The sequence below is a fragment of the Pseudomonas sp. LAIL14HWK12:I7 genome (assembly GCF_000483465.1).
Lineage (GTDB): Bacteria > Pseudomonadota > Gammaproteobacteria > Pseudomonadales > Pseudomonadaceae > Aquipseudomonas > Aquipseudomonas kermanshahensis.
In genome coordinates, this window is sequence record NZ_KI519606.1 from 18,285 (window position 1) to 41,256 (window position 22,972).

Here is a 22,972-nt window from a genome sequence, read left to right on the forward strand (position 1 = left end):
GGCCTCTTCGCAGCACAAGGCTGCTCCTACAGTGGCTCATGTGCTGATCTAGAACGGCACCGCGACAGTCAGCTGGCTGTAGACGTTGGTGCCGTTGCCGCCCACCTGATTGCCGCCGTTGCGCTCGTCCTTGCGGGGCTGATACAGGCCCACCAGCGGGCTGATGATCACGTGGTCGTTGACCGCCCATTCCAGGTAAAGGTCGAGCTCCCGGGCATCGAGGTTGAGGCTGTCGCGGGTACGCACCGTGTCGAAGTCGAAATACAGCGCACCGACCGTGAGGTTTTCCAGCGGTGTCGCCTTCACGCCGACATGGTGGATGCCGGTGTTGCTGTTGAAGGGCCCGGCATAGTTGGCGGCGACTTCACCCTGGAACCAGGTGCCATAGCCACTGGACAGGCCACTGAACAGCGCGTCCCAGCCTGCCGAGTAGCGGGTGTAGCGGTAGGTCACCTGGGGTGCCCAAGGCAGGTCGGCGAAGGTATAGCCGGCCTGCAGGTACCAGGCTTTTTCCGGGCCGCCTTGCTTGTCTTGCCACGCGTATTCGAAGGCGAAACTGGCATTGTCGATGCCGGCGTTGCCTTCGCCACGCAGGCTGTAGACGTCCATGCCCTCACGCGCTTTCTGAAACGCGCTGGCCCATTGGTCGGTGACGTCGATACCGTGCACCCAGGTCAGCCCCAAGGTGCCCAGAGCATGGGTGTAGTCCAGGGTGCCGGCGGCCAGTTCGGTTTCGGCCTGCGCGCGGTTATCGGACTTCAGCCACAGCAGGCTGCCATGCAGGCCATCCTGCCCGCCCAGGCGCAGTACTGCAGTGCGGTCGAAGGCGTGACGCGCCGCCAAGTAGTAGGCGCCGCCGCGGTCCAGGTGGCCGTCGGCCACGCCGTTGCCCAGGTTCGGGCCGTCGTCGTTGATCAGGAAGCCGCTGCCCAGGCGGACCACCTGCCGCCCTCCAGAAAGGTCTACGCCATCCTTGCCCAGCCAGGGCAGCAGGTCGCCAGAACGCCAGCCCAGGTAGGCGTCCTCGATCTTGGTGGTGCGCTCGGAACCATCGGTGTTGCCGGCAGCATCGCCATCGCCCCAGGTGGCGGAGCTCACCCAGTTCAAGGCGCCATAGAGGCTGCCGTTGCCTGCCAGGCCCTGGTCACCGCTCAGGCCATACTTGATGAAGCCCTCGCGCCAGGTCGAGCCACCGGCCGTGCCGTCATAATTCTTGCGGCTGTTGAACATGCCCCACACCGCGAGCATGTCGGCATTCACGTGGCTGTCTTCGTCGGCGTAGAGTTCGTAGGCCGGCGCGGCCTGGCTGGCCAGCAGCGTGGCCAGGGCCAGGGTGGACAGCCGTTGCGGTTTGAACATTGCACTTCCCTCGATTGTTCTCGGCACCTCGCAAGGCGGCCTTTGTTGTTCGGGGGCAGCCTCGTTGGGGCGAGGCGCCGTCGCGGTTGGCTGCGACGGCCTATTAGTGCGTGGATGGCTGGGTGGGGTCTTGTTCGTGGCTGCCAAGGCGCTTGCCCGCCTTGGCCAGGTGCATGCAGCAGGGCGCTTCAGTAACGGATCATCACCGACTTGAGCTCGGTGAAATCATCGATGAACGCCGAGCCGAACTCGCGGCCGATGCCGGACGCCTTGATACCGCCGAAAGGCACGGCGGGGTCGAGCAGGGTGTGCATGTTGACCCACAGCGTACCGGCCTGGATGTGCGGGACCATCCGCATGGCTTTGCCCAGGTCGTTGGTCCACAGGCTGGCGCTGAGGCCGTAGGGCGTTGCGTTCATCAGGTGCAACAGTTCGTCTTCGTCGTCGTACGGCAAGAAGGTCGCCACCGGGCCGAAGGTTTCCTGGTTGAGCAGGGTGTCGCTGGCGCCCTTGGCGAGAATCACCGTCGGCTCGACAAAGCAGCCTGGGCCATCGCCAATGTGCCCACCATGAATGATCTGGCTGCCTTCGGCGCGTGCGGTGGCGAACAATTCGGCCAGCTTCTGCTGGTGTGGCTTGTTGGCTACCGGGCCGAACTGGGTCGATTCATCCAGCGGCGAGCCGACCTTCAGCTGGCCCAGGCGTTGGCACAGTGCGTCAAGCAGTGGGTCGATGCGCGAGCGGTGGACGAAGAAGCGCTCACCGGCGGCGCAGATCTGCCCGGAATGCAGAAAGCCAGCTTCAATGATGCCGTCGACGGCTTTGTCGAGCGCTACATCGGGCAGGAACGCTACCGAGTTCTTGCCGCCCAGTTCCAGTGTCGCACGGGTCAGCTTGGCGCCCATGGCGGCTTGGCCGACGGCGATGCCGGTGGGCACGGAGCCGGTGAACGAAACCTTGTCGGTACCGGGGTGCTCGACCAGCGCCTTGCCCACCAGGCCGCCGCCGGTCAGTACGTTGAGGGCGCCCGGTGGCAGGCCGGCCTCGCTGGCCAGTTCGGCGATGCGCAGCAGCGTCAGGGGCGTGAACTCGCTGGGTTTGAGAATGATGCTGCAGCCGGTGGTCAGCGCCGAGGCCAGCTTCCAGATGGCGATCATGGTGGCGAAGTTCCACGGCACGATGCCCACCACCACCCCGATCGGTTCGCGCAGGGTGAAGGCGCTGTAGCGCTCACCGGCGAACGAGGGCAGGGACGGGGTGATGGTTTGGCCGGTGATCTTGGTGGCCCAGCCTGCGTAGTAGCGCAAGAAATGCGCGGCCTGCTCTACCTCGAACGCGCGCGCGATGCCGATCAGCTTGCCCGACTGCAAGGTCTCTAGCTGGGCCAATTCTTCGCGGTTGGCTTCCAGCAGGTCGGCCAGCTTGAACAGCACGCCGGCGCGGGCGGCCGGGCTGGTGCACGACCAGGTGCTGAAGCCTTGGCGCGCCGAACTCACGGCATGGTCAATGTCGGCCTGGTTGGCATCGGCGATGCGCGCGAGGGTTTCGCCATTGGCCGGGTTGACCACGGCAAGGGTCGAGGAAGATTGGCTGGCGACGGAGTGGCCGTGAATGAACACGCCATGTCGGCGGGCCAAGAATGCCGTGACCGCGGGAAGAAGGGTAATGTCGCTCATGCTGGCTCCTGAGGCAGAGGAACGCGGCCTGACCGGCCGCCAAAGCGTCGAGCATAGTGAACGGGCCCGGTGCTGATCTTGCATCTCCCTGACGGCGGCATGACGCTGCCTGCCAGGCATGCAGGTGCTGGCAGGCAGCAACAAGGGCCACGGCAGCCATGGGCAAGACGCCCCGCCGGCTGCGGCGCACAGTGATGACGCAGGGAGGCAAACAACAGCCGTGCGTGCAGGTTCACTTGCCGCGTTCAACGCCACAAAAACAAGCCGGGGCATAACGATGTCACTCAACAATAAGCTCACCGAGCATCTCAACCGGGGCAGTGTCGGTTTTCCTACGGCGCTGGCCAGCACCGTCGGGCTGATCATGGCCAGCCCGGTGATCCTCACCGCGACCATGGGGTTTGGCATTGGCGGCAGTGCCTTCGCCTTGGCCATGGTCATCGCGGCATTGATGATGCTGGCGCAGTCGACCACCTTTGCCGAAGCGGCCTCGATCTTGCCAACCACAGGGTCGGTCTACGACTACATCAACTGCGGCATGGGCCGCTTCTTCGCCATCACCGGCACGTTGTCGGCCTACCTGATCGTGCACGTGTTCGCCGGTACTGCCGAAACCATCCTGTCGGGGGTCATGGCGCTGGTGAACTTCGAGCACCTCAACACCCTGGCTGAGTCGGCGGGCGGTTCGTGGCTGCTGGGTGTCTGCTTCGTGTTGGCGTTCGCCGTGCTCAATGCCTTCGGGGTCAGTGCGTTCAGCCGGGCCGAAGTGATCCTGACCTTCGGCATGTGGACCACGCTGATGGTGTTCGGCGTGCTGGGCCTGATCGCCGCACCGGCGGTCGAGCTGGAAGGGCCGTTCGGGGCGTCGCTGGTCGGCACCGACCTGATGACCATCCTCTCGCTGATCGGCATGGCCATGTTCATGTTCGTCGGCTGTGAGTTCGTCACGCCGCTGGCGCCGGAGCTGCGCCGTTCGGCCTGGGTGTTGCCGCGGGCCATGGCGCTGGGCCTGTTTGGCGTGGCCAGCTGCATGTTCATCTATGGCGCAGCCATGAAGCGCCAGGTGGAAAACGTCGTGCTCGATGCTGCCAGCGGCGTGCACTTGCTCGACACACCCATGGCCATCCCGCGTTTCGCTGAACAGGTGATGGGCGATATCGGCCCGGTGTGGCTGGGTATCGGCTTTTTGTTTGCCGGCGCCGCCACCATCAACACCTTGATGGCCGGGGTGCCTCGCATCCTGTACGGCATGGCGGTGGACGGCGCGCTGCCCAAGGCTTTCGCCTACCTGCATCCGCGGTTCAAGACGCCCTTGCTGTGCATTCTTGTGGTTGCCCTGATCCCTTGCCTGCACGCCTGGTACCTGGGCGGCAACCCGGACAACATCCTGCACCTGGTGCTGGCGGCAGTGTGTGCCTGGAGCACGGCATACCTGCTGGTGACGCTGTCGGTGGTGATCCTGCGCATCCGCCGGCCCGACCTGCCACGGGCCTACCGCTCGCCACTGTTCCCGCTGCCGCAGATCATTTCCAGTGGCGGTATCGTCATTGGCATGGCGTTCATCACCCCACCAGGCATGAACCCGGCCGACATCTATGTGCCGTTCGCCATCATGCTGGCCGGCACCGCTACCTATGCGCTGTTCTGGACGCTGTGCGTGCAGAAGGTCAACCCGTTCAAGCCGGCGCGGGTCGAGGATGTGCTGGAAAAAGAATTTGCGGCAGAGCCGGGCCATGCAGTGGAGCACCTGCACCATGATCAGACGTTTGCGTGATCGCCTGCTGGCGCCGCGTGCCCCGGCCGGCTACCGGCCCGGGGCCACGCTGGGGCTGCTGTCGCGTAACCTGGGGCAGGTGCACATGCAGTTGCTGGAACCCGCCCGCGGCGTGATCGACAACCCGGCGCTGGGCTGGCGTGCCGAGGTACGTGAGTGTGTCGAGGCACACTTGCTGATGCATGTGGTCACCTGCGAATTCCGCCTGTGCCTGCCTGCCCTGCAAGGGGGCGGGGTAACGCTTGAAATGCGTCATGCGGGTGCAATCCGTCGTACTGGCCTGGCGTGCGTGTACCGCAGCGGCGACAAGGCGCGTTTCACCCAGGTACGTGAGCAACTGCTGAACAATGCGCAACTGACCGCCGCCCTGATGCCGCTGGATTTCAAGCGCCTGACCCTGGAATGCCGCGCTGGCCACTGGTGGCTGACCTTGGAACACATGGGCGGCAGCGAAGTGGTCAACCGCATGCCAGCGTTTCGTCGCTACATTCAGATCAGCCCGCCGCAACGCGCGCACCTGATGGCCTGCCTCGGCCTGTTCGGGCAATCGCTACCCCGTCTCTAAGCCTTTTTTGGCACGTGCCTTGCTCAAGCTTCAGACGAGAGATCACAGTTGTGCGGCCATTGATAACATGTTAACAATGTCTGCATAACAACAAATTCTGCGTCGAGGGCATCCATGCACACTCAACAACCCAACCGTCAGGGTCTGGAACGCTGGACCACGGACATGCAGCAGATCTGCGGCCGTTTCGAGACCGAGCTGGCCTCCAACCCGGCGTTGTTCATCGGCGAAGTGTCGACGTTTTCCCGTGCGGGGTTACCACTGGCCAATCTGCGCACCAATGCCGGCAACATCCGCCGCCTGGGCGAAAACCCGACCCTCGACGACGACCAGCATTGCTTTCTGGTCAGCCAGCGCATGGGCTACTCGACGGTGGCGCAGGGCGGCATGCAGGTCAGCCTGGCGCCGGGCGAGTTGCTGCTGATGGACTCTGTCGGGCGTTGCGAGATCACCCCCAGTGGGTTGATCGAGCATGTTTCGCTGGCCCTTTCCCGCGAGCAGGTGCGCAAGCATGTGCAAGGCAGCGGTGCGATGTTCGGCAAGATTTCCTCATCGAATGCCTGCGGGCGCATGCTGCATGTTTTGATGGACCAACTGTGCAAGGACGACCATGCCAGTGGCGATGGTGCGCAAGGCGATGCGTTGCAGACGGCATTCATTGCGTTGCTGGAGCCCGGTTTCGAGCGCAATGGCGACTCGCCGCACACCCTTGGCCCGCTCAGTGGGGCCAACCTGCGTAGCTATGTGCAGCAGGTGATTGACGAGTCCTTGTCACAGCCCGGGCTGACACCGGCCAACCTGGCCGGCCGGCTGAACATTTCGGTTCGGCATTTGTACCGCCTGTTCGAGGAGGAGGGTGACAGCGTCTGCCGCTACATCCAGCGTGCGCGCCTGAAGCGCAGCGCGGACGACCTGGCCAACCCGTTCTTCAAGCGCGAGTCGATCACCTCGATCGCCTACAAGTGGGGCTTTACCGACTCGGCGCATTTCAGCCGCTCGTTCAAAAAGCAGTTCGAGCAATCGCCCAAGGACTTCCGCGCCCAGGCCATGGCCTGACACGCGCTTACCGCGACCCAGGTAGGAGCAGCCTTGTGCTGCGAAGAGGCCGGTGAAAGCAGTGTAAGTTCACTGTGTTTTCACCGGCCTCTTCGCAGCACAAGGCTGCTCCTACCCAGGTCGTGTCAATCCGGGGGCAAACCTCAGGCCACTGCCAGGTAATGCTTGACGAACGATTCGCTCAGCACCTCCCACAGCACCGGCGTACCTTTGCTGACGAACCAGGCATCACCGGCCTTGAAGCGGGTGACTTGCCCCGTGGATTCATCGGTCAGCTGGATTTCGCCGGTGACGATCACCGCCTGCTCGTCGAACGGGTAGACCATGCGGAACTTGCCACGCGTGGTGCCGAAGTAGGCGCTGCTGACCGGGTCAGTCGGCGCGCCGTGGGTCATCTTACCGAAGGCGTTGACATCGCCTTCGAGAATCTCCGAGCCCAAGTCAGCAACGCTGCCCCACGGGTCGAGTTCGGACAGTTGGACGCCTTGTTTGGCGGCGGTGAGGGTCATGGCAGTGCTCCAGTGATGAGAGGGAAAGGTTTAACGGCGGCCGTTGAAATAGCCCGACAGCTGGTGCGCGGCCTTACCGGCGGTGAGCAGCAGCGGGCGGAAATGGTCTTTGCCAAGGATTCGCGCATGCTTGACCGAGCTGAGCAGGCCATAGCGTGCGGACCCTTCGTGCATGCCTTCGGCGAGGATCTTGCAAATGATGTGGCTAGGCGTGACGCCAAAGCCTGAATAGCCCTGCACATAGAACGCATTGGGGCGGTTGCTCAGCGTGCCGATCTGCGGGAACAGGTTGGCGCTGGTGGCCATCGGGCCGCCCCAGGCCAGGTCAATGCGCACGTCCTTGAGGTACGGGAAGATCTTCAGCATCAGTGCACGGTTCCACGCCTTGAGGTCCAGCGGGATATGCTCGATGCAGGACGTGGCAGCGCCGAACAGCAGGCGGTTATCGCGGGTGACCCGGTAGTAGTCGATCACCGGTCGGATATCGCTGTAGGCACCGCGGATCGGGCTGATGCGGTCGATCAGCGCCTCCGGCAGAGGCTCGGTCATCATCTGGAAGGCGTAGGTGTTGATGGTGCGGCTGTGCAGTTCGGGCTCCAGCTTGTTGAGGAAGCTGTCGCAGGCCCACAGCAGCTTGCTGGCGCGCACCGAGCCGCGCCCGGTACGCACCTTGATACGCTCACCGTAGGTCACCTCCAGCGCCGGGCTGTGCTCGAAGATGCGCGCACCGTGGCCGACCAGGGCCTGGGCTTCGCCGAGCAGCAGGTTGAGCGAATGCACGTGGCCACCGCCCATGTGCAGCAGGGCGCTGCTGTAGGCGTCGCTGCCGATGATCTGCCGCACATCCGAGCCGCCCAGAAAACGGATCTCGTCGTGTGGGTTGATGGCCTTGAATTGCTTTTCCCAGGCGCGCAGGGTCTTTTCCTGCCGGCTGTTGAAGCCCATGTAGCCATAGCCGTGGCAGAAGTCGGCGTCGATGTCGTAGCGGGCGATGCGTGCCTTGATGATGCCGGCGCCCAGTTCGCTGATCGCGAAGATCTCCTGCAGGCCCTTGTCGCCGACACTGCGCCGGATCTTCTCAAGGTCATGGCCGATGCCCGCCATGATCTGCCCGCCGTTGCGCCCGGTGCCGCCGTAACCCAGGTAGCGCGCTTCAAGCACGACGATGTTGGTCACGCCTTTTTCCGCCAGCTCCAGCGCGGTGTTGATGCCGGAAAAGCCGCCCCCGATGACCACTACATCGGCGTCGATGTCACATTCCAGCGTGGGGAAGTTCAGGTTGTACTTTTTGGTCGCAGAGTAATAGGTCGGGCTCTCGAGGGTGATCATGACGCCGCCTGCTGTATAGAAGTGTGATAGGGCCGTTTGGCAAGCGCTCTGGCACATGAGGCCATTGAGCGCTTGAACATTGGCGGGTGTCTTGTCCTTGCCTGCCAGCGAGTGTAACCAGCCTGCCAGTGCCACTGGCAGCGGTTGCACAGGGCTGCCAGCGGCTGATTGGTTAATGTATTAATGAGCCCGGGCTGGCATACTGGCCTGCTCGCCACTTTCCATGATGCTCGGGCACGCATGACCACACCAAGACCCTCTCTGACCCTTACCCTGCTGCAGGCTCGCGAAGCCACGATGGCGTTCTTTCGGCCGGCATTGAATGCCCATGACCTGACCGAACAGCAGTGGCGGGTGATTCGTATCCTGCACCAGCAAGGCGAGCTGGAAAGCCATCAGCTTGCCGAGCTTGCCTGCATCCTCAAGCCCAGCATGAGCGGTGTGCTCAAGCGGCTCGAGCGCGATGGGGTCGTCGCCCGGCGCAAGTCGCCAGAAGACCAGCGCCGGGTGTTCATCAGCCTGACCGACAAGGGGCAGCAGGCGTTCATGGCCATGAGCGAGGAAATGGCCCGCAACTATGAACGGATCCTCAGCCAGTTCGGCGAAGACAAACTGCAGCAACTGATGCAGCTGCTCCACGAAATGAAAAAGATCAAACCGTGACCCGCCAGAGCCCACCGCACCTCGGCTGATCAACACCATGGAAAGTGCAATTTTCCCGCCGTAACGTGCATTTCGAGGCGCACTCGCACCTCACATACTGAACGTGTCTTTACTGACTTGCCGGCTGTGCCATAGCACCGTAACGCCTGTGCCACAGGGCGTGCGCAGCCGCAGCTGACTCTCCAATAATAAAGAGACCGTTCATGAAAAAGCCAAATCCCCTGCTGGAAGACCTCAAGTCGATCCTGCCGACAATTGCTGCGAATGCGGTGCGTGCAGAGCAAGATCGCAGTGTCCCGGCAGAGAATATCGCGCTGCTCAAGAGCATCGGCATGCACCGTGCCTTTTTGCCTAAACACTATGGCGGCATGGAGATCTCGCTGCCGCAGTTTGCCCAGTGCATCGCCTTGCTGGCAGGCGCCTGCGCCAGCACCGCGTGGGCCATGAGCCTGCTGTGCACCCACAGCCATCAGATGGCGATGTTCTCGCCCACGCTGCAGCAGGAGGTCTGGCAAACCAACCCGGATGCCACGGCCAGCAGCAGCATCGCGCCCTTTGGCCGTACCGAGGAAGTCGAAGGCGGCGTGACCTTCAGCGGCGAAATGGGCTGGAGTTCCGGCTGTGACCATGCCGAGTGGGCGATCATGGGGTTCCGCCGCAAGAATGCCGAAGGTACGCAGGACTACTGCTTTGCCGTTCTGCCGCGCAGCGACTACGAAATCCGTGATGACTGGTATGCCGTGGGCATGCGCGGCAGCGGCAGCAAGACCTTGATCGTGCGTGACGCCTTCGTGCCGGAGCACCGCATCCAGAAGGCCAAGGACATGATGGAAGGCAAGTCGGCAGGCTTTGGTCTGTACCCAGACAGCAAGATCTTCTTCGCCCCGTACCGCCCGTATTTCGCCAGTGGTTTTTCCACCGTCAGCCTCGGTGTCGCCGAGCGCATGCTGGAGGTGTTCCGCGAGAAAACCCGCAACCGCGTACGTGCCTACACCGGCGCCGCAGTGGGGGCTGCAACCCCTGCGCTGATGCGCCTGGCCGAGTCCACCCATCAAGTGGCCGCCGCCCGTGCCCTGCTGGAAAAAAGCTGGGATGAAATCGCCGAGTACAGCGAGCGCCACGAATACCCCACACGCGCCACACTGGCGTTCTGGCGGACCAACCAGGGTTATGCCGTGAAGATGTGTATCCAGGCGGTAGACCGGCTGATGGAAGCGTCCGGCGGCGGCGCCTGGTTTGAAAGCAACGAGATGCAGCGGCTGTTCCGTGATGCGCACCTGACCGGTGCCCACGCCTACACCGACTATGACGTTTGCGCGCAGATCCTCGGCCGCGAGCTGATGGGCCTGGAGCCTGATCCGGCGATGGTCTGACCCTCGCGCGGGTCAATTCCCCTTACAACCACAACAACAAACAGGGCGGGCCCTTGGCCTGCCCGGGAGTCTTGCATGTCCACTGAAAACACCACGGCCTTCGATAGCCGAGCCTTCCGCCGCGCGCTGGGCAACTTCGCCACCGGCGTCACCGTAGTCACCGCCGCTGGCGCCAGCGGGCGTAAGGTTGGCGTCACCGCCAACAGCTTCAACTCGGTCTCGCTGGAGCCTGCGTTGATCTTGTGGAGCATCGACAAACGCTCCACCAGCCATGAAGTATTCGAAGAAGCGTCGCACTTCGCCGTGAACATTCTGGCGGCGGACCAGATCGAGCTGTCCAACAACTTCGCGCGGCCCAAGGACGATCGGTTCGCAGGCATCGATTACCAGCAAGGGGCGGGGGGCGCACCGCTGTTGGCTGACTGCTCGGCACGCTTCCAGTGTGAGAAGTTTCAGCAATTGGACGGCGGCGACCACTGGATTCTGGTGGGCAAGGTGGTGGCGTTCGATGACTTCGGCCGCTCGCCGTTGCTGTACCACCAAGGCGCCTATTCGATGGTGCTGCCCCACACGCGCATGACCCAGCGTGCAGAGGGCCAGGCGCCGAGCAGCCACTTCCAGGGCCGCCTGCAGCACAACCTGTACTACCTGATGACCCAGGCGTTGCGTGCCTACCAGGGTGATTACCAGCCACGTCAACTGAGCACCGGGTTGCGTACCAGTGAGGCGCGCATGTTGATGGTGCTGGAGAACGATGCCGGGCTCAGCCTCAACGACCTGCAGCGCGAAGTGGCGATGCCTGCGCGTGAGATCGAGGAAGCGGTTGCCAACCTCAAGCGCAAGGGCCTGATTGCTGACGATGAGGGGCGGGTGCGGCTTTCGGTGAAAGGTGTGGATGAGACCGAGGCGCTGTGGACCATTGCCAGGGAGCAGCAGGACAAGGTGTTTGGGCAGTTCAGTGAAGAGCAGCTGGATACCTTCAAGACGGTGTTGAAGGCGATCATTCAGATGTGAGCTGTTGATAACCAGGGGCCGCTTTGCGGCCCATCGCCCCAGGGATCACGCGGTCCCTGAGCGAGCTCGCTCGCGAAAGGGCTGCAAAGCAGCCCCATTGCTGTTCAGTAAACCCCGCCCCCGTCACTCACCGACGCCGACGTACCTTTGAACTTCCCCGCCAGATCCTGCAGCCCACGCATCAGCACCGTGGTATCCACCCCCACCGCCACAAACGCCGCGCCCAAGGCGATGTAGCGCCGCGCCAGCGTCTCGTCCGCACTGAGAATACCCGCCGCTTTGCCTGCCTTGCCGATGCGCACGATCGCGTCCTCGATGGCTGCCTGCACCTCAGGGTGCCCAGGGTTGCCGCGGTGGCCCATGGCGGCGCTCAGGTCGGCCGGGCCGATGAACACGCCATCGACGCCCTCGACCGCAACGATCTCATCCAGGTTGGCCAGCCCTTGTTTGTTCTCGATCTGCACCAGCAAGCACATCTGCGCGTCGGCTTGGTCGAGGTAACCCGGGATGCTGTTCCAGCGCGACGCCCGCGCCAGAGCGCTGCCCACGCCGCGTATACCCTTGGGCGGGTACTGCATGGCCTGCACCAGCTGGCGTGCTTGCGCGGCGGTTTCCACCATGGGTACCAGCAGGGTCTGCGCGCCGATATCCAGCACTTGCTTGATCAACGCTGTGTCACCAATGACCGGGCGAATTACCGCCTGGCTCGGGTAGGGCGCCACCGCCTGCAACTGCGCGAGCATGCCGCGCAGGTCGTTCGGCGCGTGCTCGCCGTCAATCAGCAACCAGTCGAAGCCGGCATTGGCCGCCAGCTCCGCACAGTATGCATCGGCCAGGCCGAGCCACAGGCCAATCTGCGGCTCGCCACTGCGCAGGCGTTGTTTGAAGCGGTTGACGGGCATGTCCATGGGCAAGTCCTCAAACGAAACGGCAGGCAATCGAGCCGAGCAGGTCATAGTCGACGTGGAAGGTGTCGCCAGGCCGTGCGGCTACTGGGCGCGTGAAGGATCCGCCGAGGATGATCTGGCCCGGCTGCAGGGTGACGTCGTACGCGGCCAGCTTGTTGGCCAGCCACGCGACACCCTTGGCCGGGTGGTTGAGCACCGCGGCGCTGACCCCGGACTCTTCGATCACACCGTTGCGGTAAAGCACGGCCGGCACCTTGCGCAGGTCGATCTCGGTGGGGCGTACCGCGCGCCCGCCCATGACCACGCCGGCGTTGGCGGCGTTGTCGGAGATGGTGTCGAACACTTTGCGCGTGGCCTGGGTCTGCGGGTCGACCTGTTGAATGCGCGCGTCGATGATTTCCAGCGCCGGGATGACCCACTCGGTGGCGTCCAACACGTCGAACACCGTCACATTCGGGCCCTTGAGCGGCTTGCCGAGAATGAAGGCCAGCTCGACCTCGACGCGCGGCACGATGAAACGCTCAAACGGAATGTCGCTGCCTTCATCGAACAGCATGTCGTCCAGCAGCGCGCCGTAGTCAGGCTCGGTAATGTTCGACGAGACCTGCATGGCGCGTGAGGTCAGGCCGATCTTGTGGCCGACCAGCTTGCGCCCGGCGGCGAGCTTCTTGGCCACCCAGGCACGCTGGATGGCGTAGGCATCTTCGATAGTGATGGCAGGCTGGTCGAGCGAGAACTGGCGCACCTGTTCGCGCGAGCGCTCGGCCTGGTCGAGCCGCTCGGCGGCCTGTTGGATGAATGCGTTATCGAGCATGGTTGAAGTCTCAAGGTTCAAGGGTTGACGATGGCGGCGCGGGTACGCAGCACCAGCAGGCCGCCGAGGGTGATGAACGCAGCCAGCACATACAGCGCGAGGCTGGCGCTTTGCGTGGTGTCGCGGACCCAGCCGATGAAATAGGGCGTGGCGAACGAGGCGATGCTGCCCAGCGAGCTGATCAGAGCGATGCCGGCAGCCTGGGTGCGGTCATTGAGAAACGCCGTAGGCAGTTGCCAGAACATCGGCAGGGCGGCGCTTGCCCCCATGCCTGCCAGCACCAGGCCGGCCAATACGGGCAGTGCCTGGTTGGGCGCGAGGGCAGCGATCGCGATACCGGCCGCGGCCATCAGCAGGGGGATGGACAGGTGCCAACGGCGCTCGCGGTGGCGGTCGGACGAGCGTCCGCAGGCCAGCATGAACACGCAGCCGGCCAGGTACGGCACGGCGCTGAGCAGGCCGACACTGGCGTCGCTGCCGATGCCGGCGGTGTGGATCAGGCTGGGCATCCAGAACGCCAGCGTGTTCACCGCCAGCATGACTGCGCAGTACACCGCCACCAGTAGCCACACGGCAGGGCTGGCGAGGATGCCGGCGAACGAGGTGACCGGCTTGCGCTGTTCTTCCTGGCCGAACTGGGCGCGCAGGGCGGCCTTTTGCTGGGCGTCGAGCCAGGCCACCTGCTCGAAACGCTCGGGCAGGACCGCCAGCACCACCAGGCCGAGCAGGATCACCGGGGCGCCTTCGATCAGGAACATCCACTGCCAGCCACGCAGGCCCGCAGCGTCATGCATGAACGCCAAAATGCTGCCCGACAGCGGCCCGCCGACCACGCCTGCCAGCGGCACGGCAATGGCGAACAATGCCGTGACCTGGGCACGGCGGCCCGCGGGGTACCAGCGGTTGAGGTAAACCAGAATGCCTGGGAAAAACCCGGCTTCCGCCGCGCCCAGGGCAAACCGCAGCAGGTAGAACGCGCTGCTGCTCTCGATCAGCAGCATGCAGGTCGACAGTGTGCCCCACACCACCATCAGGCTGGCGATCCAGCGGCGCGGGCCGACGCGGTCGAGCATCAGGTTGCTGGGTACGCCAAACAACGCATAGGCGATGAAAAACAGCCCGGCGCCCAGCCCGTAGACCGTGTCGGACAGGTGCAGGTCCTGGCTCATCTGCATCTTGGCGAAGCCGATGTTGATGCGGTCCAGGTGGGCGAACAGGTAACAGACCAGCAGCAACGGCATCAGCCGCCAGGTGACGGCCCGGTGTGTACTGTCCATGAGTGTGGCTTGCGCCGTGCTGCGCGAGGCGTGCTCGAGTGTGCTCATATTTGTTGTACTTGTTGTGTGATGAGACGGTGAAAGGTGTCGGCCGTTGGCTCAGGCCGGTTTGTTGAACAGCGGGTGCAGGGTGCTGTGCTTGGCGTCGTAGACCTGCGCGTTACTCTCGTCGATCTGCAGGGTGATGCCGATGGGGCGCTGCTGGAGCAGCGCGTCCAGGTGCTGTTTGAGCACGTGCAACAGGCTGTCGCCGACCGCTTTGTGAACCTCCGCGGAGCGGCCGTTGGCCATCCGCAGGTTGGCGTACAAAAAGCCATAGTCGCCGTTGCCATCCGCCACTGCGCAGTGCGCGGCGGGGTAGGCCAGCACGCGGGTACCGCCGGTGGGGAACACGGCCTTGCCGGCGGCATCGCGCTGTTCGAGCATGGTGTTGGCCAGCGCACGGCACAGGCCCGGGATGTCGGCGTCTGTTTCCAGGTCGGGGGTGTAGAGCAGAACCAGGTGTGGCATGAAGGGCATCCTCTTGGCAGAAACGCCTGGCCGCCCGGCAGAGCGGCCAGGCAGCGGAACTACAGGCGGCTGGTGGACACCACCGCGGCCGGGTTGGCGGCCTGCGCGGCGGGGATGGCAGCACCATCCTGCGGGGTGACCGGGAAGATCGCGTTGATCTGGCCGGTGCCCGACGAGCCGAAGTAGGGCGTTACCACGTCGGCCTTGCCGTCGTACTTCGACCAGCCCAGGGCTCCGAGCAGCATCGCGGTGTCATGCATGAACCCTTCACCGTGGCCCTTGGCGGCGTATTCGGGGAGCATGCCGCAGAATTCTTCCCATTCAGCGTTCTCCCACATCTTCACCACGCGATGGTCCAGGGTTTCCAGGAACGGGCTCCACACCTTGGTGGCGAAATCCGGCGCCTGGCCGTTCTGCGCAAAGCGGTGTGACAGCGAGCCACTGGCCAGGAACGCCACGGTGCCGTCGTAGTGCTCTTCCACGGCCTTGCGCATGGCCCAGCCGAGGCGTGCGCTGTCGGCCAGGTAGTGGGAGGTGCACAGCGCCGAGACCGAAACCACCTTGAAGTGCTGGTCCTGGTTCATGTAGCGCATCGGCACCAGGGTGCCGTACTCAGGGCCCAGGGTGGTGGCGTGGTGGGCCATGGTCTCGACGTTGAAGCGGTTGCATTCGGCTGCCAGCAGTTGGCCGAGTGCAGTGTTGCCCGGGAACTCGTATTCCATGTTGCTGATGAAGTGTGGCAGTTCGTTGCTGGTGTAGACGCCCTTGAAATGCGGGCCGCAGAGCACGTGGTAGTTGGCATTGACCAACCAGTGGGTGTCGAACACGACAATCGTGTCGACCCCGAGCTCACGGCAGCGTCGGCTGATCTCGTAGTGCCCGTCGATGGCGGCTTGCCGAAAGCCCTGACGCGGGCCAGGCAGCTCGGACAGGTACATGGACGGTACATGGGTAATCTTGGCAGCGAGAGCGAGTTTGCCCATGGAAATCTCCGGTAAGAGGATGTTGTTAGGGTGTAGAAGCCTGTGAGAGCGGGCTTGCCCGCGAACACGGGCGCAGCCCGTGCCATGCACCGTGGGCTCCCACAGGGTTACCCGCTTGATCGAGACGGTTTTATACACCCCAGCGCGGGATGTGGTGGCTGCCCATGGAAATGCACACGTTCTTGATCTCGGCGAACACTTCGAAGCTGTATTGCCCACCTTCACGCCCGGTGCCGGAGCCTTTTACGCCGCCGAACGGCTGGCGCAGGTCGCGCACGTTCTGGCTGTTGATGAAGACCATGCCAGCTTCGATGCCACGCGCCAGGCGGTGCGCCTTGCCGATGTCCTGGGTCCAGATGTACGAGGCCAGGCCGTACTCGGTGTCGTTGGCCAGTTGCAGTGCTTCGGCCTCGTCCTTGAACGGGATCAGGCACACCACTGGGCCGAAGATTTCTTCCTGGGCGATGCGCATGCTGTTGTTCACGTCGGCGAACACGGTGGGCTGGATGAACTGCCCCTTGGCCAAGTGCGCCGGTAGGTTGGCCGGGCGCTCCAGGCCGCCGGCAACCAGGCGTGCGCCTTCTTCGATGCCGATGCGGATGTACCCGGTGACCTTGTCATAGTGCTGCTGGGTGATCATCGAGCCAACTTGCGTTTTCGGGTCGGTCGGGTCACCCACGATCAGGCGCTTGGCGCGGGCGGCGAACTCGGCGACGAACTGCGGGTAAACGCTTTCCTGGATGAAAATGCGGCTGCCGGCCGTGCAGCGCTCGCCATTGAGCGAGAAGATGGTGAACAGCGCTGCATCCAGGGCGCGTTCCAGGTCGGCGTCTTCGAAGATCACCACCGGCGACTTGCCACCCAGCTCCATCGAGTATTTTTTAAGGCCGGCGGTCTGCATGATCTTCTTGCCGGTGGCGGTGCCGCCGGTAAAGGAAATCGCACGCACATCGGGGTGACGCACCAGCGCATCGCCGGCGGTGGCGCCGTAGCCCTGGATCACGTTCAGCACGCCGTTGGGGATGCCGGCCTCAACGGCCAGGCGGCCGAGTTCGTTGGCAGTCAGCGGCGACAATTCGCTCATTTTCAAGACGGCGGTGTTGCCCAGGGCCAGGCACGGCGCAGTCTTCCAGGTGGCCGTCATGAACGGCACGTTCCAGGGGCTTACCAGGCCGCACACACCCACCGGCTGGTACAGGGTGTAGTTGAGCATCTGGTCGTCGACCGGGTAGGTGTGGCCATCCATGCGGGTGCACACTTCGGCGAAGAAGTCGAAGTTGTGCGAGGCACGCGGGATCAGCACGTTCTTGGTCTGGTGGATCGGCAGGCCGGTATCGAGGGTTTCCAGCTCGGCCAGTTTCGGCACGTTCTGGTCGATCAGCTCGCCCAGCTTGCGCATCAGACGGGCACGTTCCTTGGCTGGGGTGTTGGCCCATTTCGGGAAGGCTTCCTTGGCCGCCGCAACCGCCTGCGCGACCTCTTCGGCACCGCCGCTGGCGACTTCGCAAATCGCGTCACCGGTGGCTGGGTTGTAGTTGACGAAGGTGTCTTTGCTCTCGACCTCACGGCCGTTGATCCAGTGCTTGATCATGCTGCTCATGCCTTGTTGTTCTTGAAGAAGTCAGCTTCGCTGACGATGCGGTTGACCAGGCGACCGACGCCTTCCACTTCCACCACCACTTCATCGCCTGGCACTACGTCTGCCAGGCCTTCTGGGGTGCCGGTTGCGATCATGTCGCCCGGTTGCAGGGTCATGAAGCTGGAGAAATATTCGATCAGGTAAGGGATGTCGAAAATCATGTCCGAGGTGCTGCCTTCCTGTTTCAGCTCACCGTTGATCCAGGTGCGCAGCTTCAGGTTGGACGGGTCTGGCACGTCGGCCGCATCGACGATCCACGGGCCGACCGGGGTGGTGGCGTCGCGGTTTTTCACCCGCAGGTTGGGGCGGTAGTAGTTTTCCAGGTAGTCGCGGATGGCGTAGTCGTTGCACACGGTGTAGCCGGCCAGGTACTGCAGGGCGTCTTCGCGCTTGACGTTACGTGCCTGCTTGCCGATCACCGCCACCAGCTCGCACTCGTAGTGCATGTAGGCGACGTTGTCCGGGCGCCAGGTGACCTGCTTGTGGCCGGTGTAGGTGCCCGGCGACTTGATGAACGCCAGCGGCTCGGTGGGCGGCGTGAAGGCGAGTTCCGCAGCGTGGTCGGCGTAGTTCAGGCCCAGGGCGAACATGCTGCCGGTGGCCGGTGGCAGCCAGGTCACCTGGTCTTCATGCACCAGGCGGCCGTCGGCCAGGCGCAGGTGGTCGTCTTCGACGGTGACGTTATGGACCTGGCCGTCGAACTGGATACGGGCGTGTTTCACAGGTGCAGTCCTCATTCGGCGACGATGTGGTTGGTGAGCGTGCCCAGGCCATCGATCTCGACATCGACGCGGTCGCCTGGCTGCACATTGACGCGCCCCTCGGGGGTGCCGGTAATGAGGATGTCGCCCGCATGCAGGGTCATGAATTCGCTGATCTCGGCGATCAGCTGGGCAACCGTGCGCACGCAGTTGGCGGTGGTGTTCTGCTGGCGCACTTCACCGTTGACCCGCAGGCGCAGGCCCAGGGCGTCGGGGTTGGCCACCTGTGCAGCCGGCACGAGGGTGGGGCCGACCGGGCAGAAGCCATCGCGGCACTTGGCCTTGACCGCAGGGCGGTAGTAGCTGGTCTCAGGCAGGCTGACTTCGTTGACGATGGTGTAGCCCGCCACGTAGCCCAGCGCGTCTTCGGCGCTGACCCGGCTGGCGTCCTTGCCGATCACCACGCCCAGGGCAGGGCCCGGTTGCAGGCGCTCGACACCGGCCGGAAACACCACGTTGCCTTCATGGTGGTTGCGGGTGTTGGGCGTCTTGACGAACAGCACCGGCTTGACGGGCGGTTGTTTGTAGGGCGCTTCGTGAAACGCCGCTTCGTGCTGCTGCAGCAGACCCTGGTAGTTCAGCGCAACGCCGAACAGGGTGCCGGTCGCAACGTCATGCAGGGCATGGCTCATGCTTTTCTCCAGGCGGTGCAGGGCGAGGGTCGTCCTGCCGAGATTGTTAATGTGTTAATGTTATAGTTAATATGTTAACGAAGGTCAAGGCTTCACCCAGTGGCATCTGCCAAGCAGCCGGGGCACCATGGGTGATCGTCAATACGGGCAAGCGCTTTGCGGGTAAGCAGTCATGAGTGATCGGCATCCCATTCCGAACATCAACATCGGCCAGGTCTATGACCAGCGCTACAGCGACAGCGAGGTGCACTACGACCGGCTGGGCAACCTTGCCGGGTTTTTCGGGCGCAACATGCCCGTGCACCGGCACGACCGGTTTTTCCAGGTGCATTACGTGAAGTCCGGTACGGTGCGGGTTTACCTGGACGATCAGCAGTACATCGAGGCCGGGCCGATGTTCTTCCTGACGCCGCCGACGGTGGCGCATGCCTTCGTCACCGAGCCAGACAGCGACGGCCATGTGCTGACGGTGCGTCAGCAACTGGTCTGGCAGCTGATCGAAGCCGACGCCAGCCTGTTGCCGGCCGGGGTGCAGGTGCGGCCTGCCTGCGTTGCCCTGGCCAAGGTGCCGGCTGCGTACAAGGCCGAGGCGCGCAGGCTCGAACGCTGGCTGGAAGCGCTCAGCGACGAAGTTGCCACGCCCCATCCGGGGCGCGATGCGGCGCTGCAGTCGCTGACCCGGCTGATCATGATCAGCTTGCTGCGGCTGTGCCCCAACTCGCGCGAGGCCACCCCGGCCAGGCACGAAGACCTGAAAATCTTCCACCGCTTCAACGCACTGATCGAAGCGCATTACCTTGAGCATTGGCCCCTGGCGCGCTATGCGCAGCAGATCGGCGTGACCGAGGCGCGGCTGAACGATGTGTGCCGGCGCATCGCCGACTTGCCGTCCAAGCGCCTGGTGCTTGAACGCGTGATGCAGGAAGCCAAGCGCCTGCTGTTGTTCTCCGGCAGCACGGCAAACGAAATCTGCTACCAGCTGGGCTTCAAGGACCCGGCCTATTTCAGCCGGTTCTTCAACCGTTACGCCAAGCTCACGCCCGGCGAATACCGCCAGCGGCAAGCGGAGTTGTTGTGAGAGGGCCATGGCGTACCGCCCGGATCGCGTCGTTGTTGTTTGATCCGGATGGTCGCAGCTTGGCGGGCGGCCTTGAATGGGTTTTCCATGGAAGAGCTTGCACTTTCCAGGCGCCTTGTCCCTTTTTGCCTATGCCCCTAATCTTGCCAGTCGTACCCCAATCACAGGCGCCCACATGACCAAGACGCAACCCTCGCTGACATTGAGCCTGCTGCAGGCCCGGGAAGCGGCAATGGCATTTTTCAGACCGTTGCTGAACGAACACGACCTGACCGAGCAACAGTGGCGAGTCATTCGTATTCTTAGCCAGCAAGGTGAGTTGGAGAGCTACCAGCTCGCCCACCTGGCGTGCATCCTCAAACCGAGCATGACCGGGGTGTTGAGCCGTTTGGAGCGCGATGGCCTGGTGCGCCGGCAGAAGGCGGCGCAGGACGCGCGGCGCGTGTTGGTGAGCCTCACCGAACGCGGCGAGGCCTGTTTCGAGTCGATGCGCGAGGGCATGGAGGCCAACTACCGCAAGATCCAGGCGCAGTTCGGCGAAGACAAGTTGGCGCAACTGATGGGGTTGTTGAACGAGCTCAAACGCATCGAGCCGTAGGCCGGGCTGCGGGGGAGGGCCGGTGCAACCCGTGCACCGGCCTTGGTATTACAGCACTCAGTATTCCCAGAAAATCCGCTGCAGCTCTTTGCTGTCCTGGGTCTTGGTCATTGCGACCATGGCCAGGATGCGGGCTTTTTGTGGGTTCAGGTCATGGGCCACGACCCAATCGTTCTTGTCGTCCGGCTGCTCGGCGTTACGCAGTACGAAACCGCCTTGGTTGACGTGGGACGAACGGATGATCTGCACGCCGTTCTTGCGCAGCTCTTGCAGCGCCGGTACTACCCGCGACGACACCGAACCATTGCCGGTACCGGCATGGATGATCGCCTTGGCGCCGTTCTGCGCCAGTGCCTTGTAGGCGGTGTCGGTCACGTTGCCATAGCCGTAGGCGATGTCCACGGCCGGCAGGCTGCTGATCTGCTTGATGTCGAATTCCGAATTGACCGTATGGCGCTTGGCCGGCAGGCGGAACCAGTAGGATTTGCCTTCAACGACCATGCCCATCGGGCCCCAGGCGCTCTTGAACGCTTCGGTCTTGATGTTGACCGACTTGCTGACATCGCGGCCAGACTGGATCTCATCGTTCATGGTCACCAGCACGCCCTTGCCACGCGACTGCTTGTCGCTGGCCACGGCCACGGCGTTGTACAGGTTGAGCATGCCGTCTGCCGACATGGCGGTGCCAGGGCGCATCGAGCCGACCACCACGATTGGCTTGTCGGTTTTCTCCACCAGGTTAAGGAAGAAGGCGGTCTCTTCCAGGGTGTCGGTGCCGTGGGTGATGACGATGCCGTCGACGTCGTTGCTGTCGGCCAATTCGGCGACGCGCTTGCCCAGTTTCAGCAGGTCTTCGTTGGTGATGCTTTCGGAGGCGATCTGCATCACCTGTTCACCGCGCACGTTGGCCAGGTCGGCCAGCTCGGGCACACCGGCGATGAGCTTGTCGACGCCCAGTTTGGCCGCTTGGTAGGTGGCGCTGTTGGCCGCGCTGGCGCCCGCACCGGCAATGGTGCCGCCGGTGGCGAGGATGACCACGTTGGCCAGCTTCTGTTGGGTTTCGGCTTCTTTGGCGGAAACGGCGGTCGGCAGGATCAGCAGCAACGCGAGTGCGCTGGGGGCGAAGGATTTAAGTGCAGCATTCATAGTTATTGTTCTCTCTCTTCCTATTGAGGCGATTGCTGTATCGCACAAGAAACAACGCATGTTTCGTACCATTCCTGGCAAGAGCCCGTATTTGCCTGCGCAACCCTGCACCTGTGGGAGCGGGCTTGCCCGCGATGGGGCTCGCAGCGGCCCTATTCATTCGGAATCCCGAACAAGCATAGGAAAACCTGTTCGGTTTTTCGGAAAAATTCCGGATAATCTGCGCCAGGCGTGACTCGCCCTTAAGAGCCAAACGGATTTGACAAAACCAGGTCCTGTTTCCATAGTGAGTCAACGCAAACGTTTGCGATCCGATAAAAAACACAAGATTCGGAGTCATCGTCCATGAAACTGCCGTTCCCCGGTCGTCTGCTGGCCCTCGCTGTCGTCTCGTCACTTTCCCTGGCCTTGCCGCTCAGTGCTGCACACGCCGAAGAAAAGCCCAAAGTCGCCTTGGTGATGAAGTCTCTCGCCAACGAATTCTTCCGCACCATGGAAGACGGCGCCAAGGATTATCAAAAAAGCCACGCCAATGATTTCGACCTGATCGCCAACGGCATCAAGAACGAAACCGACACCGGCGAGCAGATCCGCATCGTCGAGCAGATGGTCAACGCAGGGGCCAAAGCCCTGGTAATTGCGCCAGCGGACTCCAAAGCCCTGGTTTCAGCCGTTAAAAAAGCCATGGACCAAGGCGTGGTGGTGATCAACATCGACAACCGCCTAGACCCCGAACTGCTCAAAAGCAAAGGCATCAGCGTACCCTTCGTAGGCCCCGACAACCGCAAAGGCGCCCGCCTGGTGGGAGACTACCTGGCGCAGCAGAAGCTCAAGGCCGGTGACCAAGTCGGCATCATCGAAGGCGTGCCGACCACCACCAACGCCCAGCAGCGCACCGCCGGCTTCAAGGATGCGATGGAAGCCGCGCAGATGAAGATCGTTTCGGTGCAGTCCGGCAACTGGGAAATCGACAAAGGCAACGCCGTTGCCGCCTCCATGCTCAACGAATACCCCGAGCTCAAGGCCCTGCTGGCCGGTAACGACAGCATGGCCTTGGGCGCCGTGTCGGCCGTGCGCGCCGCAGGCAAGGCCGGCCAGGTGCAAGTGGTCGGTTACGACAACATCAATGCCATCAAACCCATGCTCAAGGACGGCCGCGTACTCGCCACGCTTGATCAGGCCGCCAGCCAGCAGGCGGTGTTCGGTATCCAGGCGGCGCTGAAGATGATCAACGGTGAGAAGCCGGGCGTGGATGCCGACAATGTCATCCAGACCCCCGTCACGCTCATCACCCAGCCCTGATACCCG

22 protein-coding genes are annotated in these 22,972 nt (G+C 63.2%); 9 read left to right on the forward strand and 13 right to left on the reverse strand.

The genetic code is table 11. From position 1 onward, the window contains the following. Positions 1-48 precede the first annotated feature (48 nt). Together D886_RS0122865 and D886_RS0122870 are read right to left on the reverse strand one after the other, a co-directional pair. Positions 49-1,359: a hypothetical protein gene (locus D886_RS0122865; RefSeq protein WP_027596115.1), complete on the reverse strand. Its 1,311-nt coding sequence runs from the start codon at positions 1,357-1,359 to the stop codon at positions 49-51. Between the two features lie 188 nt (positions 1,360-1,547). After that, complete coding sequence (locus tag D886_RS0122870; protein ID WP_027596116.1) at positions 1,548-3,035, reverse strand: aldehyde dehydrogenase family protein; 1,488 nt, start codon at positions 3,033-3,035, stop codon at positions 1,548-1,550. Positions 3,036-3,312: 277 nt separating this feature from the next. Here D886_RS0122870 and D886_RS0122875 point away from each other — a divergent pair, with 277 nt between their 5' ends. From D886_RS0122875 to feaR, 3 genes are all read left to right on the forward strand, one after another. After that, complete coding sequence (locus D886_RS0122875) at positions 3,313-4,809, forward strand: APC family permease (RefSeq protein WP_027596117.1); 1,497 nt, start codon at positions 3,313-3,315, stop codon at positions 4,807-4,809. Then, positions 4,790-5,374 carry a DUF3156 family protein gene (locus D886_RS0122880; protein ID WP_027596118.1) on the forward strand — a complete coding sequence of 195 codons (585 nt, stop codon included), beginning with the start codon at positions 4,790-4,792 and terminating at the stop codon, positions 5,372-5,374. Before D886_RS0122875 ends, D886_RS0122880 begins: the two co-directional genes overlap by 20 nt. A 114-nt stretch (positions 5,375-5,488) precedes the next feature. Further along, entirely contained in the window at positions 5,489-6,430 is a 942-nt protein-coding gene (gene feaR, locus D886_RS0122885) for a transcriptional regulator FeaR (protein WP_027596119.1), read from the forward strand. Positions 6,431-6,573: 143 nt separating this feature from the next. On the opposite strand, the gene D886_RS0122890 is transcribed toward feaR, so the two are convergent. Together D886_RS0122890 and D886_RS0122895 are read right to left on the reverse strand one after the other, a co-directional pair. Beyond that, positions 6,574-6,939: a cupin domain-containing protein gene (locus D886_RS0122890; RefSeq protein WP_027596120.1), complete on the reverse strand. Its 366-nt coding sequence runs from the start codon at positions 6,937-6,939 to the stop codon at positions 6,574-6,576. Positions 6,940-6,969: 30 nt separating this feature from the next. Continuing rightward, positions 6,970-8,268, reverse strand: a complete 1,299-nt coding sequence (locus D886_RS0122895; RefSeq protein WP_027596121.1) for an FAD-binding oxidoreductase — start codon at positions 8,266-8,268, stop codon at positions 6,970-6,972. Between the two features lie 240 nt (positions 8,269-8,508). On the opposite strand from D886_RS0122895, the gene hpaR (D886_RS0122900) reads away from it, so the two are divergent. The 3 genes from hpaR (D886_RS0122900) to D886_RS0122910 all read left to right on the forward strand — a co-directional run bounded on the left by hpaR (D886_RS0122900) (position 8,509) and on the right by D886_RS0122910 (position 11,318). After that, positions 8,509-8,931, forward strand: a complete 423-nt coding sequence (gene hpaR / locus D886_RS0122900; protein WP_027596122.1) for a homoprotocatechuate degradation operon regulator HpaR — start codon at positions 8,509-8,511, stop codon at positions 8,929-8,931. Between the two features lie 203 nt (positions 8,932-9,134). Beyond that, a complete protein-coding gene (locus D886_RS0122905) occupies positions 9,135-10,304 on the forward strand; it encodes a p-hydroxyphenylacetate 3-hydroxylase oxygenase component (RefSeq protein WP_027596123.1) in 1,170 nt (389 codons plus the stop codon). A 75-nt stretch (positions 10,305-10,379) separates the two neighbouring features. Further along, entirely contained in the window at positions 10,380-11,318 is a 939-nt protein-coding gene (locus tag D886_RS0122910) for a p-hydroxyphenylacetate 3-hydroxylase reductase component (RefSeq protein WP_027596124.1), read from the forward strand. Between the two features lie 104 nt (positions 11,319-11,422). Here D886_RS0122910 and hpaI read toward each other — a convergent pair whose 3' ends face one another. From hpaI to D886_RS0122950, 8 genes are all read right to left on the reverse strand, one after another. Then, positions 11,423-12,226 (reverse strand): 4-hydroxy-2-oxoheptanedioate aldolase, encoded by an 804-nt coding sequence (gene hpaI / locus D886_RS0122915; RefSeq protein WP_027596125.1) that lies wholly within the window; start codon positions 12,224-12,226, stop codon positions 11,423-11,425. 10 nt (positions 12,227-12,236) lie between these two features. Then, the gene (hpaH, locus tag D886_RS0122920) at positions 12,237-13,040 is read right to left on the reverse strand and encodes a 2-oxo-hept-4-ene-1,7-dioate hydratase (protein ID WP_027596126.1); all 804 of its coding nucleotides are present in this window, start codon (positions 13,038-13,040) and stop codon (positions 12,237-12,239) included. Positions 13,041-13,057: 17 nt separating this feature from the next. After that, positions 13,058-14,365, reverse strand: a complete 1,308-nt coding sequence (locus D886_RS0122925) for an MFS transporter (RefSeq protein WP_027596127.1) — start codon at positions 14,363-14,365, stop codon at positions 13,058-13,060. Between the two features lie 51 nt (positions 14,366-14,416). Continuing rightward, complete coding sequence (locus D886_RS0122930) at positions 14,417-14,827, reverse strand: 5-carboxymethyl-2-hydroxymuconate Delta-isomerase (protein ID WP_027596128.1); 411 nt, start codon at positions 14,825-14,827, stop codon at positions 14,417-14,419. A 59-nt stretch (positions 14,828-14,886) separates the two neighbouring features. Further along, positions 14,887-15,810 carry a 3,4-dihydroxyphenylacetate 2,3-dioxygenase gene (gene hpaD / locus D886_RS0122935; RefSeq protein WP_027596129.1) on the reverse strand — a complete coding sequence of 308 codons (924 nt, stop codon included), beginning with the start codon at positions 15,808-15,810 and terminating at the stop codon, positions 14,887-14,889. A 130-nt stretch (positions 15,811-15,940) separates the two neighbouring features. Further along, positions 15,941-17,401 carry a 5-carboxymethyl-2-hydroxymuconate semialdehyde dehydrogenase gene (hpaE, locus tag D886_RS0122940; protein ID WP_027596130.1) on the reverse strand — a complete coding sequence of 487 codons (1,461 nt, stop codon included), beginning with the start codon at positions 17,399-17,401 and terminating at the stop codon, positions 15,941-15,943. Positions 17,402-17,406: 5 nt separating this feature from the next. Beyond that, complete coding sequence (locus D886_RS0122945; RefSeq protein ID WP_027596131.1) at positions 17,407-18,171, reverse strand: fumarylacetoacetate hydrolase family protein; 765 nt, start codon at positions 18,169-18,171, stop codon at positions 17,407-17,409. 11 nt (positions 18,172-18,182) lie between these two features. Continuing rightward, positions 18,183-18,842, reverse strand: coding sequence for a fumarylacetoacetate hydrolase family protein (locus tag D886_RS0122950; RefSeq protein WP_027596132.1), 660 nt, complete (start codon positions 18,840-18,842; stop codon positions 18,183-18,185). Positions 18,843-19,014: 172 nt separating this feature from the next. Here D886_RS0122950 and hpaA point away from each other — a divergent pair, with 172 nt between their 5' ends. Both hpaA and hpaR (D886_RS0122960) read left to right on the forward strand, forming a co-directional pair. Beyond that, a complete protein-coding gene (hpaA, locus tag D886_RS0122955; RefSeq protein WP_027596133.1) occupies positions 19,015-19,920 on the forward strand; it encodes a 4-hydroxyphenylacetate catabolism regulatory protein HpaA in 906 nt (301 codons plus the stop codon). Positions 19,921-20,095: 175 nt separating this feature from the next. Beyond that, positions 20,096-20,518, forward strand: a complete 423-nt coding sequence (gene hpaR / locus D886_RS0122960) for a homoprotocatechuate degradation operon regulator HpaR (RefSeq protein ID WP_027596134.1) — start codon at positions 20,096-20,098, stop codon at positions 20,516-20,518. Positions 20,519-20,575: 57 nt separating this feature from the next. Here hpaR (D886_RS0122960) and D886_RS0122965 read toward each other — a convergent pair whose 3' ends face one another. Further along, the gene (locus D886_RS0122965) at positions 20,576-21,664 is read right to left on the reverse strand and encodes an asparaginase (protein ID WP_027596135.1); all 1,089 of its coding nucleotides are present in this window, start codon (positions 21,662-21,664) and stop codon (positions 20,576-20,578) included. A 345-nt stretch (positions 21,665-22,009) separates the two neighbouring features. Here D886_RS0122965 and D886_RS0122970 point away from each other — a divergent pair, with 345 nt between their 5' ends. Next, positions 22,010-22,966, forward strand: a complete 957-nt coding sequence (locus D886_RS0122970) for a sugar ABC transporter substrate-binding protein (protein ID WP_027596136.1) — start codon at positions 22,010-22,012, stop codon at positions 22,964-22,966. Positions 22,967-22,972 lie beyond the last annotated feature (6 nt).

What these genes read in the sequence shown, in the direction of transcription:
- hpaH (WP_027596126.1), bottom strand. Translation starts at nt 13,040, where the DNA reads ATGCTCGATAACGCATTCATCCAACAGGCCGCCGAGCGGCTCGACCAG.
- D886_RS0122965 (WP_027596135.1), bottom strand. Translation starts at nt 21,664, where the DNA reads ATGAATGCTGCACTTAAATCCTTCGCCCCCAGCGCACTCGCGTTGCTG.
- D886_RS0122880 (WP_027596118.1), top strand. Translation starts at nt 4,790, where the DNA reads ATGATCAGACGTTTGCGTGATCGCCTGCTGGCGCCGCGTGCCCCGGCC.
- hpaR (WP_027596122.1), top strand. Translation starts at nt 8,509, where the DNA reads ATGACCACACCAAGACCCTCTCTGACCCTTACCCTGCTGCAGGCTCGC.
- D886_RS0122895 (WP_027596121.1), bottom strand. Translation starts at nt 8,268, where the DNA reads ATGATCACCCTCGAGAGCCCGACCTATTACTCTGCGACCAAAAAGTAC.
- hpaE (WP_027596130.1), bottom strand. Translation starts at nt 17,401, where the DNA reads ATGATCAAGCACTGGATCAACGGCCGTGAGGTCGAGAGCAAAGACACC.
- D886_RS0122930 (WP_027596128.1), bottom strand. Translation starts at nt 14,827, where the DNA reads ATGCCACACCTGGTTCTGCTCTACACCCCCGACCTGGAAACAGACGCC.
- D886_RS0122905 (WP_027596123.1), top strand. Translation starts at nt 9,135, where the DNA reads ATGAAAAAGCCAAATCCCCTGCTGGAAGACCTCAAGTCGATCCTGCCG.
- hpaI (WP_027596125.1), bottom strand. Translation starts at nt 12,226, where the DNA reads ATGGACATGCCCGTCAACCGCTTCAAACAACGCCTGCGCAGTGGCGAG.
- D886_RS0122870 (WP_027596116.1), bottom strand. Translation starts at nt 3,035, where the DNA reads ATGAGCGACATTACCCTTCTTCCCGCGGTCACGGCATTCTTGGCCCGC.
- feaR (WP_027596119.1), top strand. Translation starts at nt 5,489, where the DNA reads ATGCACACTCAACAACCCAACCGTCAGGGTCTGGAACGCTGGACCACG.
- D886_RS0122970 (WP_027596136.1), top strand. Translation starts at nt 22,010, where the DNA reads ATGAAACTGCCGTTCCCCGGTCGTCTGCTGGCCCTCGCTGTCGTCTCG.
- D886_RS0122950 (WP_027596132.1), bottom strand. Translation starts at nt 18,842, where the DNA reads ATGAGCCATGCCCTGCATGACGTTGCGACCGGCACCCTGTTCGGCGTT.
- D886_RS0122910 (WP_027596124.1), top strand. Translation starts at nt 10,380, where the DNA reads ATGTCCACTGAAAACACCACGGCCTTCGATAGCCGAGCCTTCCGCCGC.
- hpaR (WP_027596134.1), top strand. Translation starts at nt 20,096, where the DNA reads ATGACCAAGACGCAACCCTCGCTGACATTGAGCCTGCTGCAGGCCCGG.
- D886_RS0122865 (WP_027596115.1), bottom strand. Translation starts at nt 1,359, where the DNA reads ATGTTCAAACCGCAACGGCTGTCCACCCTGGCCCTGGCCACGCTGCTG.
- hpaA (WP_027596133.1), top strand. Translation starts at nt 19,015, where the DNA reads ATGAGTGATCGGCATCCCATTCCGAACATCAACATCGGCCAGGTCTAT.
- D886_RS0122925 (WP_027596127.1), bottom strand. Translation starts at nt 14,365, where the DNA reads ATGAGCACACTCGAGCACGCCTCGCGCAGCACGGCGCAAGCCACACTC.
- D886_RS0122890 (WP_027596120.1), bottom strand. Translation starts at nt 6,939, where the DNA reads ATGACCCTCACCGCCGCCAAACAAGGCGTCCAACTGTCCGAACTCGAC.
- hpaD (WP_027596129.1), bottom strand. Translation starts at nt 15,810, where the DNA reads ATGGGCAAACTCGCTCTCGCTGCCAAGATTACCCATGTACCGTCCATG.
- D886_RS0122875 (WP_027596117.1), top strand. Translation starts at nt 3,313, where the DNA reads ATGTCACTCAACAATAAGCTCACCGAGCATCTCAACCGGGGCAGTGTC.